This is a genomic window from Aeromonas sp. QDB17 (assembly GCF_027705305.1).
In the GTDB taxonomy this organism is placed as follows: domain Bacteria; phylum Pseudomonadota; class Gammaproteobacteria; order Enterobacterales; family Aeromonadaceae; genus Aeromonas; species Aeromonas caviae.
Window position 1 is genome coordinate 49,750 of record NZ_JAPDBP010000017.1, and the last position, 13,297, is coordinate 63,046.

12 protein-coding genes are annotated in these 13,297 nt (G+C 65.1%); 5 read left to right on the forward strand and 7 right to left on the reverse strand.

Annotated elements, in window-relative coordinates:
- Positions 1-58: 58 nt before the first annotated feature.
- Both OKC41_RS14805 and OKC41_RS14810 read right to left on the reverse strand, forming a co-directional pair.
- Entirely contained in the window at positions 59-649 is a 591-nt protein-coding gene (locus tag OKC41_RS14805) for a LysE family translocator (protein WP_010672906.1), read from the reverse strand.
- Between the two features lie 102 nt (positions 650-751).
- Positions 752-1,348 carry a LysE family translocator gene (locus OKC41_RS14810; protein ID WP_039039402.1) on the reverse strand — a complete coding sequence of 199 codons (597 nt, stop codon included), beginning with the start codon at positions 1,346-1,348 and terminating at the stop codon, positions 752-754.
- Positions 1,349-1,464: 116 nt separating this feature from the next.
- On the opposite strand from OKC41_RS14810, the gene OKC41_RS14815 reads away from it, so the two are divergent.
- From OKC41_RS14815 to OKC41_RS14825, 3 genes are all read left to right on the forward strand, one after another.
- Positions 1,465-2,838: a PLP-dependent aminotransferase family protein gene (locus tag OKC41_RS14815; RefSeq protein WP_109112596.1), complete on the forward strand. Its 1,374-nt coding sequence runs from the start codon at positions 1,465-1,467 to the stop codon at positions 2,836-2,838.
- Between the two features lie 29 nt (positions 2,839-2,867).
- Positions 2,868-3,332 carry a hypothetical protein gene (locus tag OKC41_RS14820; RefSeq protein WP_010672903.1) on the forward strand — a complete coding sequence of 155 codons (465 nt, stop codon included), beginning with the start codon at positions 2,868-2,870 and terminating at the stop codon, positions 3,330-3,332.
- 141 nt (positions 3,333-3,473) lie between these two features.
- The gene (locus tag OKC41_RS14825; RefSeq protein ID WP_010672902.1) at positions 3,474-5,111 is read left to right on the forward strand and encodes a hypothetical protein; all 1,638 of its coding nucleotides are present in this window, start codon (positions 3,474-3,476) and stop codon (positions 5,109-5,111) included.
- Positions 5,112-5,147: 36 nt separating this feature from the next.
- Here OKC41_RS14825 and OKC41_RS14830 read toward each other — a convergent pair whose 3' ends face one another.
- The 3 genes from OKC41_RS14830 to OKC41_RS14840 all read right to left on the reverse strand — a co-directional run bounded on the left by OKC41_RS14830 (position 5,148) and on the right by OKC41_RS14840 (position 9,236).
- Positions 5,148-6,461 (reverse strand): sodium-dependent transporter, encoded by a 1,314-nt coding sequence (locus tag OKC41_RS14830; RefSeq protein WP_010672901.1) that lies wholly within the window; start codon positions 6,459-6,461, stop codon positions 5,148-5,150.
- A 412-nt stretch (positions 6,462-6,873) separates the two neighbouring features.
- Positions 6,874-8,187 (reverse strand): sodium-dependent transporter, encoded by a 1,314-nt coding sequence (locus OKC41_RS14835; protein ID WP_010672900.1) that lies wholly within the window; start codon positions 8,185-8,187, stop codon positions 6,874-6,876.
- Between the two features lie 209 nt (positions 8,188-8,396).
- On the reverse strand, positions 8,397-9,236 hold the full coding sequence (locus OKC41_RS14840; protein WP_270672124.1) for an isopenicillin N synthase family oxygenase: 840 nt from the start codon (positions 9,234-9,236) through the stop codon (positions 8,397-8,399).
- A 199-nt stretch (positions 9,237-9,435) separates the two neighbouring features.
- Here OKC41_RS14840 and OKC41_RS14845 point away from each other — a divergent pair, with 199 nt between their 5' ends.
- On the forward strand, positions 9,436-9,999 hold the full coding sequence (locus OKC41_RS14845; protein ID WP_010672898.1) for a DUF2799 domain-containing protein: 564 nt from the start codon (positions 9,436-9,438) through the stop codon (positions 9,997-9,999).
- Between the two features lie 54 nt (positions 10,000-10,053).
- Here OKC41_RS14845 and OKC41_RS14850 read toward each other — a convergent pair whose 3' ends face one another.
- Complete coding sequence (locus OKC41_RS14850) at positions 10,054-10,875, reverse strand: Cof-type HAD-IIB family hydrolase (RefSeq protein ID WP_010672897.1); 822 nt, start codon at positions 10,873-10,875, stop codon at positions 10,054-10,056.
- A 228-nt stretch (positions 10,876-11,103) separates the two neighbouring features.
- Positions 11,104-12,342, reverse strand: coding sequence for an MFS transporter (locus OKC41_RS14855; protein WP_270672125.1), 1,239 nt, complete (start codon positions 12,340-12,342; stop codon positions 11,104-11,106).
- Between the two features lie 148 nt (positions 12,343-12,490).
- On the opposite strand from OKC41_RS14855, the gene OKC41_RS14860 reads away from it, so the two are divergent.
- Entirely contained in the window at positions 12,491-13,114 is a 624-nt protein-coding gene (locus OKC41_RS14860) for a metalloregulator ArsR/SmtB family transcription factor (RefSeq protein WP_041214535.1), read from the forward strand.
- Positions 13,115-13,297: the final 183 nt, after the last annotated feature.

Here is a 13,297-nt window from a genome sequence, read left to right on the forward strand (position 1 = left end):
GCAATAAAAAAGGCCCCGAAGGGCCAACAAGACAGCCGGTAAAGGCTCAGGCCGAGGCCTAAACCCAGATCATCAGCACGCAGGCCGCCGTGGCGAGCCCCATGCCCAGATTGAAACGACGCCAGCCGGTGGCGGTGCGGATGAGGCGGCGCACCTGGGCACCGAACAGCACCCAGAAGGCACCGGTATAGAGGCCGGTCACGAAGAAAATGCCGAGCACCCAGCCTGCGGACGGCCAGTAAGCCTCCCCCGCCAGGGTGAAGCCGCTGATGGCGGAGAGCGCCATCATCCAGGCTTTGGGATTGAGCAGTTGTAGCATGGCCCCCTGATGGGCCGGGATGAGCGGCCGGTTCCCCTCCGCCGGGCCACTGGCGTTGGCCACCTTCCAGGCCAGCCAGAGCAGGTAGGCCGACCCCACCAGCTTGAGGCCGTCGTGCAGCAGGGGCAGACGCTCGAACACCACCCCGAGCCCCAGGGCCGTGGCCAGGATCATCAGGTTGATGCCCCCCACCACCCCCACCAGCAGAGGCACGGAGCGGCGAAACCCCTGGGCGGCCCCGGCACTGGTGAGCAGCATGTTGTTGGGGCCCGGCGTGCCACAGGTGATAAGGGCAAAGCCCGCCAGGGGGAGCAACCAGTTCAGATCCATCTCAACCTCGTTCAGATACGGCAAGCCTCCTAATATGCAGAGCCGACGCCCTGACGACAAGGTCAGCAATGCATTTTCTTTGCATGAATAATCAAGACGCTGTTAATACCAGAGCATCACCACGCACAGGGCGGTCAAGGCACCCAGGCTGCCGTTGAGACGACGCCACCCCTTGTCCGAGTTGATCCAGCGGCTGAGCTGATGGCCAAACATCACCCAGGCGAAGCAGACCGGGAACCCCGCCATGGGGAAGACACTCATGATGCCCCACATGCTCGGCCAGTAGTCGCTCCCCGGCAGGCTGAACAGACTGATGGCCGAGATCCCCATCATCCACGCCTTGGGATTGAGGAACTGGAAGCCCAGCCCTTCAAGCAGGGTCAAGGGGCGGGCACGGCTGGCGGGATCTCCGGGGGCGCCTGCCACCGCGATGCGCCACGCCAGCCACAGCAGGTAAAGGCTGCCCAGCACCTGCAGGCTCAGCTTGAGCAGGGGCCAGCGCTCGAACAGCGGATAGAAGCCGAGCGCCAGCACCAGTTGCAGCACAGGCTGGCCCACCGCCACCCCGATGAGATGGGGCAGGGTGCGACGCACGCCGAAGTTGGCACCGGACGCCGTCAACATCAGGTTGTTCGGCCCTGGCGTGCCGCAGGTGAGCAGGGCGAAGCCAAACAGGGTGGCATACCATTCGATGGTCATGGGGAGACTCCTTTCTCGCCACATTGTACCGATACAATGTGTGCTTGCTGGTTGTGTAAAGACTGATAATCACGCTATATTGCGGACAATCTTGGATCAATGGATTTATTGTCACCATGACAATCTGGACGCCCGACCTCACCCCTTTCGAGGGGCCCCTCTACCTCAAACTGGTCAAGGCCATCGAGCAGGCCATCTCCACCGGCATCCTCTCACCCGAGACCCGGCTGCCGACCCACAGGGCCCTGGCAGATAAGCTGGGGGTCACCGTGGGCACCGTCACCCGCGCCTACACCGAGGCGGAGCGACGGGGCCTACTGGCGGCCCGGGTCGGGCACGGCACCTGGGTCAGGGGAGCGGCGGATCCCGCCAACGAATGGGTGATCCGCAATGAAGACAGCCAGCGCATCGAGTTGTGGCAGAACCTCCCGGTCCAGCTGGACAGGGGCGCCATCATCAGGCCCCTGCTCACCGAGCTGGCGCAGGGGGATCTCAACGGCCTGCTCGGCTATGACAAGGAGGCCGGACGCCCCGCACAACGCCAGCTGTTCGTCGACTGGCTCGCCGAGCAGGGCATCACGGCGAGCGAAGATCGCCTGCTGTTCAGCCATGGGGCCCAGCACGGCATCATGCTGGCCCTGCTGGCCACCGGCTGCGTGGGAGAGACCCTGTTTTGCGAGGGACTGAGCTACCCCGGCATGCTGGGCAATGCACGCCAGCTCAAGAATCAGGTGGTGGGACTGGCGATGGATGAGGAGGGACTGCTGCCAGAGGCGCTGGATGCCGCGTGCCGTACCCGCCGGGCCAAGCTGCTCTACCTCACCCCCACCCTGCAAAACCCCACCACGGCCACCATGAGCCTGGCGCGGCGCGACGCCATCGTCGCCATCGCCCGTCGCCATGATCTGCTGATCGTCGAGGATGACGTCAACGGCCTGCTGCCCGAAAGTGCGCTCCCTCCCCTGGTCAACCTGGCACCGGAGCGGGTCATCTACCTCGGCAGTCTCGCCAAGATCGCCTGCGGCGGCCTGCGGGTCGGCTTCGTGTTGTCCCCTCCCGCCCTTCGCAATGGCTTCGCCCAGGCGATGCGGCTGTCGAGCTGGATGGTGAGTCCGCTGCTCATCGAGCTGGCCTGCAAGCTGGTGAGCCAGCGCCAGATCATGCCGCTCATCGAACACCAGCGAAAAATCCTGGCGCGCCGGGGTGAGCTCCTGCGCCACCTGCTGCCGGGAGCGCGCTGGCAGGCGGGATCCATGCACGCCTGGCTGCCACTGCCCGAGCCCTGGCGCAGCCAGGAGTTTGCGGAGGCCGCCAACGCCCTTGACGTGGGGGTCGCCAGCGGAGAACACTTCGCCGCCGGCCAGTTTGCCGCCCCGCAGGGAGTACGCCTCAGCCTGAGCCAGCCCGCCACCGACGCCCGCGTCGCCGAAGGGCTGGAGCGCCTCGCCGGGCTGCTGAGGGGCACGCCGCCCACCAATCCCCTGCTATAGTCATTGACCCTGGCACCCGAGGAACCTTCATGTCTGCCGTCCGTCCCGCCCTGCTCATCGCGACCCTGCTGCTGGGAGGCTGCGCCTCCCCGGCCCATCAACAGCTTGGCGCCGCCTTGAGCGGACTGGAGGGGGAGCTGACGCGGCTGGAGGAGGAGTTGGCAGCCATGAACGGCCTTCACTATCAAAAAGCCATCGACGCACCGGTGGCGCTGCGCCGCTATCTCAAGGCCCCCGCACCGACGGCGGAGGGGCTGGTGCCCGTGCAGAGCCGACTGCAAGATGGCCCCCTGCTGCACTACGACTACCGGCTGCCCGCCGGGATGACACGGCTGCCCACCGACAACCCCTGCCTGCGCTACGAGTTCGAGCTGCGCCGCCTCGGGCACCTAGGCCAGCTCGAGCTCGCCTGGCAGGGAGAGGCGGGCGCCGGGGAGCTGCGTGTCCCCCAGCGGGACTGCCCCTTCTCGGCCAGGGGGCCCGGCCTTCAGTGATGCTTTTTTTGCCCCGCCCGAGGCTGCGCTGAGCCATCCCTGACCCAGGTGGGGTATTGACCCCCTCTGGCTCTCGCGGGAGAGTGGAGGCTACCTTTGAATCCAACCTCGCCACCCCCGACCGGCGAAGGAGCGTCAAAGATGCAGATCCTCCTCATCGAAGACGATGCCATGATGGGCTCGACCCTCACCCAGGGACTGAGTGATCTGGGGCTGCCCCCCACCGAGCTGTTCCACTGCAAAGAGATAGCAAGCCTGCCCGCCCTGCTGCGACAGCACGCCTTCGATGCCATTCTTTGCCGCCAGTATCACCACCAGGCCCACGAGGGAGTCAGGCTGCTGCATGAAGCACACCACCTGGGCCTGCTCGCGCCCGGCTGCGTGCTCCTGCTGCTGGAGCAAGATGAGGACACCGGCCAGTTCCCCCCCTCCGACCTCTATTTCGCCCTGCGTCTGGCCGTGCCCTTCACCACGGAGCAGCTGGCGCACAGCCTGCAAGCGCTGCTGGCACTGACCACGGTGACCCGCCCCCTGGCCACCCCCATGGCGCTCAGGGAGTGGCGCAGCGCCTGCGCCCAGTGCGAGGATCTGCTTTACCGGCACGCCAGCCACAAGGGGCTGGAAGCACAGATGGACAGGGTAAAGGGCTACATGCTGCTGCAAGCCGGGGAACGGGTGCAGGCCGCCCAGCACTACGCCATCTGCACCACGGAGCACGATGCCTGGTGGCCGCGCGAGGGGCTGAACCAGGCCCTGCTCGGGCTGAACCGGGTGGAGAGTGCCCACAAGGATCTGGCCCGCAACCGGGAGCGACTGCCCCCCGTCATCCATCAGGCGCTGGTTCTCGCCTGCCAACTGCACGAGGCGCAGTGGGATCCGGCCTGGGAAACCTTGTCAGGCTTGCTGCAACGCTGCCCCTGGCAGCCGCAGTGGCGCCAGGTGGCCATTTTGCTGGCCCTGCTGCGAAGGGATGAAGGTCAGGTGCTGGCGCAGGCCACCGATTTCATCCTGCGCTACTTCCCCAAACAGACATTTCGCCACTCCGTCGAACGCTGCCTGCTGGATGCGACCCTGGCGGTGCTCTGGCATCCACCGGGAGAGGCCAGAGTTCATGGGCTGCAGCAGGCCCTGGAGGAGCTCGGCCAGCAGGCCGTGACCCTGCGGGCCCACGAGGAGGGGCTGCTGCGCGCCCTGATGCTAGGTCTGGATTATCGATTCGATGACGCCTTGATGCTGCTGGCCAAGCACCCGCCGGAGGCGGCGCGGGACAATCACCTCAACCAGTTGCTCGGGGTGGCCGTCAGCCAGTTCTGCGGGCTTCCCCACCATGCCCAGCGTTATCTGGCCCAGCTCGGCCAGTATCAGGGGCCGGTGGCACAGACCCCGCTGCTGCAGGGGCTCATTTTGCAGGTGGTCGACGATCTGGCGCGGCAACTGGCGCAGCGGGAGCAGCAGCTGACCCAGCTGCGCGAGGAGCGGCAACGGGCCATGACCACGGGTCAGCTCCAGCTCGCCGTGCAGAGCGCACTGACCCTGCAGGAGCGATTCCCGGCCCAGGCGGGGGATGCCTGGCAACTGCTGGTATTGCTGACCCAGTGCTGGCCCGCCGGCATGGCGGCCCCGGCGGTGGCCCGCCTGGTGGACAGGCTGGAGCAGCGTCTCAACCACAGTGCCGCCTTCCTGGAACACCATGGGAACGCCTATCGGGAGACCCTGCAACAGGTGAGATCCCACCTGGCCCCCAAACTGCCGCCCCTCGGTCCCCACCAGGGCCTATAGCCATCCAGGGCGGTGCATGCCGCCCTGGCAGGTGCGTTACAACAAGCCTCGCACCAGGATCCCCGCGATCAGCAGGGGGGCGACCAGACGCCAGCACCAGAGCAGCGCGCCACGCATCAGCGGCGAGAGATCCGCAGGCACAATACTGTCCCCCAGCTTCCAGCCAAGCAGCAGGGTCAGCACCAGACCGAACAGGGGCATCATCAGGTTGGAGGTGAGGTAATCCAGCAGATCGAACAGGGTCTTGCCAAACAGGGTGTAGTCCGCCCAGGGCCCGAACGACAGACTGACCGGAATGCCGCAGGCCATGATGAGCAGGGTCAGCACCCGGCAGGCATTGCGGCGCGACCAGCCCCACTCCTCGGTGGTGAAGCGCACCAGGTGCTCCAGCATGGAGATGGAGGAGGAGAGCGCCGCCACCAGCAGCAGTAGGAAGAAGATCACCGCCAGCCCCTGACCGAACGGCAGGTGGTTGAACACCGCCGGCATGGTCATGAAGGTGAGGCCGGGACCGGCGGCAGGATCGATGCCGGTGGAGGCCAGCACCGGGAAGATCATCAGCCCCGCCAGCACCGAGATGCAGCTCGCCAGGGTGACCACCCAGACCCCGGAGCGCAGCGCCCCGTCACTGCTCGGCAGGTAGGCGCCATAGGTGGTGTGTACCCCGAGGCCAATGGAGAGGGAGAAGAACGCCAGCCCCAGGGCGTCGAGCACCCCCTGCCCCGTCAGGTGGGAGAAGTCGGGCATCAGGAACTGGCGTACCCCGGCCATGGCCCCCGGCATGGAGAGCCCGGTCACCACCAGGAGCAGCATCATCACGAACAGGGCCGGCATCATCCAGCGCAGCGCCCGCTCCACCCCCTGTTGCAGCCCTCCCTGCACGAACCACCAGGTGAGCCCGGCGAAGACGAGATGGGTGAGGACCGGCCAGAGAGGATCGCTCACATAACCAGTAAAGAGTGCGGTGAGGGTGCTCGCCTCACTCAGGTTGAGCTCGCCGCCCACGGCCAGGGCCGCATAGCCGACGGTCCAGCCCCCCACCACGCTGTAGAAGCTGTAGATGAAGAAGCCACACAGGATCCCCATGTAACCCATCCAGCGCCAGTTCGGCCCCACCAGCTTGTGGAAGGCGCCGAGCACGCCGCGCTGGCTGCGGCTGCCGAGCAGGGTCTCCCCCACCAGCACCGCGACCCCCAGGGTGAAGCTGAAGAGCAGGAACACCAGCAGGAAGGCACCGCCCCCGTTGGTGGCTGTCACATAGGGAAACTTCCAGATGGCGCCAAGGCCGATCGCCGAGCCGGCGGCCGCCAGCACATGACCAATACGGGAAGACCACTGAACCTGGCTCATACAACCTCCGGGCAAGACAACATCAGTTCGATACTCCATGGCTAGACGCGGTGTGCGCCGCAACAAAAAAGGCCGCCTGAGGGCGACCTTTGCAATGAACAGTCAGACAAACGACACCTGCAAGGTCACCTCTCCAGGAAGGGGCTAAATCGGCCACAGAGGGCGATAAGGGGTGACATGGGAGGGCGACGCCTGCACGGTAAAAAGGAGCCACAGCCTAAACCATGGCAAGAGAAGTTGACAGGAAATAGTCTAAAACAGAACCAAAAACAGATTTAATCAAAACAAAATATCGAAATTACAGGCTGTTACTCTGTTTATTTTTAATTTACAGATTTTTATAAAGAGTCAATCCTGCCACCCCACTCCCCGGCCAGCCCGGCCGGGGAGTGGCACAGATGACCAACCCTCCCTACACCAGGCCGCGCACCAGAATGCCGCCAATGAGCAGGGGAGCCAGCCAGCGCCAGCAGCCCATCAGCAGGGCCCGCCAGTGGGGAGCCAGCCCTTCGGGCAGCGCCTGACGACCGAGCCGCCAGCCCAGCAGCAGCGTCAGGGCCAGCCCGAACAGGGGCATCATCAGGTTGGAGGTGATGAAGTCCAGCAACTCGAAGATGTTCTTGCCAAACAGGGTCAGGGTGGCCCAGGGACCGAACGACAGGCTCACCGGGATGCCACCCGCCATCACCAGGGCAATGACCAGGTTGCACGCCGCGCGGCGGGACCAGCCCAGGCTCTCGCACAGGAAGCACTGCAAGTGCTCCAGCAGGGAGATGGAGGAGGAGAGCGCCGCCACCACCAGCAGGGAGAAGAACACCACCGCCAGCCCCTGGCCGAAGGGCAGTTGCTGGAACACCGCCGGCATGGTCATGAAGGTGAGGCCCGGGCCCGAGGCCGGATCAATGCCGGTCGCCGCCAGTACCGGGAAGATCATCAGACCCGCCAGCACGGCGATGACGCTCGCCAGCAGCACTACCCAGAGGCTGGAGCGACCGACCCCTTCACTGGAAGGCAGGTAGGCGCCATAGGTGGTGTGGATGCCAAGGCCGATGGAGAGGGAGAAAAAGGCCAGCCCCATGGCGTCCAGCACACCCGACATGCCGAGCTTGCTGAAATCGGGCATCAGGAAGTGGCGCACCCCGCCCATGGCGCCCGGCAGGGTGAGGCCGAAGGCCACCAGCAGCAGGATCATGATGAAGAGGGCCGGCATCATCCAGCGCAGGGTGCGCTCCACCCCTTGTTGCACGCCGCCCCGCACGAACCACCAGGTCAAGCCGGCAAACAGCAGGTGGGTCAGCACCGGCCAGAGCGGATCACCGACGTAGTCGTTGAAACGGGCGGTCAGTGCCGCGCCGTCCCCCTGTTGCAGCTCCCCCGCCAGGGCCATGCCCGTGTACCCCAGGGTCCAGCCGCCCACCACGCTGTAGAAACAGAAGATGAGCAGGCTGCACAGCAAGCCCATGGCACCGACCCAGCGCCAGCGCCTGCCCATCAGCTCACCAAAGGCGCCCACCACCCCGCGCCGGGTCAGGCTGCCGATCAGCGTCTCCCCCATCAGCACCGCCACCCCCAGGGTGAAGCTGAACAGCAGAAAGACCAGCAGGAAGGCGCCGCCACCGTTGGCGGCGGTGACATAGGGGAACTTCCAGATGGCGCCGAGACCGACCGCGGAACCTGCGGCGGCCAGGATGTAACCGAGCCGGGATGACCATTGGGACTGCTTCATAAGAACTCCACGCGAAAGGCCTGCCAGCGAGGCCCGAAATGGCGCTCAGAGTACGCCCGCGGGCGCGCAATCACTCGGCGTATATCCGATATAAAACTCAGTTTTTAGCATCATTAACCAATAAAATTCGGATAACCCACCAATCGTGCCACAAAATAAAAACCGGAGCGGGTATGCTCCGGTTTGTTGTCTGCCCGGGTCTGGCGGGATTAGATCACCCCCAGCTCCCGCAACCGCTCCATCAGATAGCTGTGGGCGGTGTGACGCTCCGAGAGCACCACGTCCGGACGGGGGTGCAGGAAGAGCGGCAAGGAGATGCGGGACTTGGCGGCACTGCCCCCGGTCGGGTTGATGACCCTGTGGGTGGTGGAGGGGTAGTAGCCGCGGGAGGCCTCCTGCAGCATGTCGCCGATGTTGATGATGAGGGTGCCGAAATCGCAGGGCACATCCATCCACTCCCCGTCTGAACCTTTCACCTGCAGGCCCGGCTCGTTGGAAGCGGGCAGAATGGTCAGCAGGTTGATGTCTTCATGGGCGGCGGCGCGGATGGCACCCGGCTCCTCGGTGCCGTCGAAGGGCGGGTAGTGCAGCACCCGCAGCAGGGTCTTGTGGCTCTCTTCGATCATGGAGGAGAGCGGGCAGCTGTAGTGGGCGGCGATGTCGCCCGGGGTGTGCTTCTCCACCCAGCCCAGCAGCTCGGCGGCCAGATCGTTGGCGAGGCGGTAGTACTCCATCGCCTGCTCTTTCAGCTCTGCCGGCATCTGGCCCCAGGGATAGATGTGGAAGTACTCCTTGATGTCCTTCTGGCTGTGACCCTTGGCCACCTCGGACACCGAGGGCGGGAAGTAGCCGTCCTGGGTCTCGCGATTGAACAGGAAATCCTGCTTCTGTTCGCTCATGAAGAAGCGATACCAGTTGTCATAGATGGACTGTACCAGCTCCTTCGGGATGGGGTGGTGAGTCAGCACCCCGAAGCCGGTGGTGCGCAGGGATTCGGTGAAGCGCTCGGCCGCATCGGGGGAGCGATAATCGACGGTCAGGACTTTCATTGTTTTTATGTTACATGCCAGTTAAAAGTAGGCGCAGTTTACCCTGCCTCCCCCGGCAAGAAAAGGCTGCCGGAAGCCCGTCTACAACGGCTTGAAAATACTGATAAAAACATCATGATACGGCCCCCTCGCCCGGAGCTTGTCCCGGACGGGCCTCCTCTTCTAGAATGCCCCACCCCTTTGCTGTCGGAGCCCCCTCATGTCCCCCAAGATCCTGTTGTTGACCCTTCCCTTCCTGCTCGCCGGGTGCAGTTCCCTCTCGGAGGAGGAGTGCCGTGCCATGAGCTGGTACAACCAGGGCTATCAGGACGGGGAGCAGGGCAAGACCCGGAGCGCCACCCGCGACTATCAGAAGACCTGCGGGGAGTACGGCCTCAAGGTGGATGAAGCGGAGTGGCAGCGCGGCTACGCCAAGGGGCTGGAGCTCTATTGCATCCCCGAGCTTGCCTACAGCAAGGGACGGGAGGGGAGCGAATACCTGGGGGTCTGCCCCAACGACACCAGCTTCCTCACCCAGTTCGAGCGCGGCCGCAAGGAGTACCTGCTGGAGCAGCGCCTCGGCGAATTGCAGCAGGAGCTGGAGCGCACCGAGCGGAGCATCCACCAGTTGGATCAGCAGATCCGGGGCGAGAGCGACAGCCGCCAGCGCGACTACTACCGTGCCCAACGCGAGCGCGCCATCCGTCACTACGAAGGGGTATACCGGGACTACAACCGGCTGCGCTTCCCGGATCGGGTGATCCAGTTCTCCTTCGGGAGCTGACAAAAAGGGGCCGACATGGCCCCTTTTTGTTTATGCCGCAGACTGTTTTTCCCCTCAGGCGGGCAGGACCCAGCGCTGCAACGCCAGGGCGATGCCATCCTCGTTGTGATCCGCGGTGACCCGGTCTGCATGGGCCTGGATCTGGGGCGCCGCATTGCCCATGGCCACCGCCAGCCCCACCTGCTCGAACATGCTGATGTCGTTGTTGTTGTCACCAAAGGCCACCAGGTTCTCCATGGCGATCCCCTCGCTCGCCGCCCATTGGGCCAGCCGGTTGCCCTTGCTGCAACCTGGCTGCACCAGCTCCACCGCATAGGGGGCCGCCCAGTCACGGGTGAAGGGCAGTCTCTCCACCACCTCCCCGACGAAGCGGTGCAACCGGCCGGGATCCTGGTTGAACAACTCCAGCTTCCAGATGGGGGACTGCAACCAGGACTCGATATCCTCGGCGGGCAGCAGGGAGACCTTGAGGTGATCCGGCTGGGTTGCCGACCAGCGCCGCATCCGGCCCACGTGCTCCTCGCAGCCCAGGTAGCCGATGCCGTCCCCCAGGTGGAACAGCGCCCCCATCTGCTGGGCTTGCACCTCCTCCAGCAGGGCGGTGAGGGGCGCCACGGCCAGGGGATCCCCGGCGAGGATCCTCTCCTGTACCGGATCATAGAGGTAGGCACCGTTGCTGCAGATGATGGGGGTGTCGAGGGCCAGCTCGTGGTGGAAGGGACGGGCCGTCATGAAGTGGCGACCCGTCACCAGCAGCACCTTGATGTCGTGGGCCCGGGCCTGGGCCAGGGCCGCCCGGGTAGCGGACGAGATCTTGTGATCCCGGTTCAGCAGGGTACCGTCCATGTCCAATGCAATGGCCTGATAACGACTCATATCACCTCCAGGAATGTCGAGACGGGTGCGGCGCCATCCCGTTGCCAGTGCCACGACTCATCTCACCGCCAGGAATGCGGACTGGGCATCGCAGGGTCCATGATGGGAGACGCGCTCACCGGGGGATCGGGAAAAGCGGAGCAAAGAGCCATACCGTCCCAGACTCGGCGCCGCGATGCAAGTCCGGCCCGCCACCCCGTCGCCGAACTGTGATCCCCGCGCCCTTCGTCAGCCCGCCTCGGCGCACCCGGCCACGGCGTTTCGCCTGTCCGCCCGTCTGCGCAATCCGTAGAAACCGAAGGCACAGATCACGCCGCAGAGGCCGGCCAGGTAGAAGGGCCACTCGGTCCCCGCCAGCAGCACCAGACTGCCCAGCACCACCGCCAGGATCTCGCTGCCCACCGCCAGACCGCGGTAGAGCCCCATCGCCTGCCCTTGCTGGCTGGCATGACTGCGGTTGGAGACCGCCACCGAGGTGGCCAGCTCCCCCAGACTCATGCCGATGCCGGCCGGGATGAAGGTGAGCGCGAGCCCCCACCACTGGGTCGGCAGGATGAACATCAGCATGCCCGCCGCCATCACCAGGTGGCCGACGATGCCAAGGGAGCTGCCGCGCCAGTGCCGTGCCAGCTGCTCACCGATCCAGGAGCCCAGCATCATGGGCACGCTCACCAGCACGGCGGCCTGGGCCAGTTGCACCGGATCCCATGCCAGCCGCTCCACCAGCCAGACATTGAAGTAGGTGAAGTAGAGCTGCACCGCCCCGTAGCTTGCCAGGGTCAGGGCAAAGTAGGGCAGGAGACGAGGTTGCAGCAGCAGTTGGCGGGTCGAGAGGGGAGCTTCATCCCGGGTCGCCGGCACCGGGGGACGATTGGGCAGCAGCCAGAGCACCAGCAGCAGGTTGATCACCGTCATCCCCACCGCCAGCCAGGCTGCCAGACTGTAATCTCCCGAGACCACGGCCGCATAGCCTCCGATCATGGGACCCACCACCCAGCCCAGGTTCATGCCGATGTTGATGCGGGCGAAGTTGCGGGCCTTGGTCCTGGCCGTGCTCATGTCCGCCGCCATCGCCTGCACGATGGCAATGTCGCCGTTGAAGAAGCCCTCCACCACCCGGCTCAGCAGCAAGAGCGGCAGGGAACGCCAGGCGATGCCGAGGGCCATCAGCACATACCCCGCCAGCACCCCCACCAGACAGAGTGTCAGCACCGGCTTGCGCCCATGGCGATCGGAGAGGCGGCCAAGCAAGGGGGCCCCCAGCAGTTGAAACAACGGATAGAGCCCCATGATGACGCCAAGCCACACCTTGCGGCTCCAGTCCGACGACTGTGGCGTCAGCATGCCCTGGGCCGGATCCAGCAGCAGCGGCGCCAGGACGGGGGAAGGCAGGCTGAACCCCGCCACCGCCAGCGTCACCGTCATCACCAATACCCAGAGGGTCGCCTGTCCCTTGATCCCTTCCATCTTCGCCTCATTAAATAAAGTCATCGGTTTATTTATATTGTGAGGGGTCGTCCATTAAGTAAAGCAGATTGTTGATTTAAATCTCCCTGCTACCCATAATGACCTCATCCAGGCGGTCACCGCACCGATACCCACCACCGGAGCCCCCATGAACGCCAGTACCGACAAGATCCTCTATCTGCTGAAAACCCGCGGCCCCCAGAGCGCCGCCGAACTCGGCGACCAGTTGCAGATGACGTCCATGGGCGCGCGCCAGCACCTGATGGCCCTGGAGTCCGAGGGCTGGGTAGGGTTTAGCGACGAGGCCCGCGGCCGCGGTCGCCCGGTGCGTCTGTGGCACCTCACCGACCAGGCCTGGCAACGCTTCCCCGACACCCATGGCGATCTGACCCTGCAGCTGATCGACGATATCCGGCAGGTGTTTGGCGACGCGGGCATGGAGCAGCTCATCACGCGGCGGGAGCAGCAGATGCAGGCACGCTATGAATCCAGGCTGACCCAGCCGGCGCTGGCAGACAGGCTGATGACGCTCAAGGCGCTGCGCACCCAGGAGGGGTATATGGCGGACATGTCGCAGGAGGAGGACGGCAGCTGGCTGTGGTGGGAGAGTCACTGCCCCATCTGCAGTGCGGCCAGGGCCTGTCGGGGCTTTTGCCGCAGCGAGCTGGCGCTGTTTCGCCGGTTGCTGGCGCCGGCCGAGGTGGAGCGGGAGCAGTATCTGCTGGAGGGGGACAGCCGCTGTCTCTATCGCATCCGGCCGCCCCGCCCCTGAGCGGGCGGAACGCAAAAACAACAAAGCAGGCGCCGGGATGCCTGCTTTGTTGCCTTCGGGGAGGGGGTGCTCTCGTTCCAGCCCGTTGTTTCCCGATAAGGTCGAACGGCTGATGGGGCTCTTGACCCGGTAAGGTCCTTCACCACAGGTACCTGGTCGGGCGCCTGTCTTGCCACCGGAAGA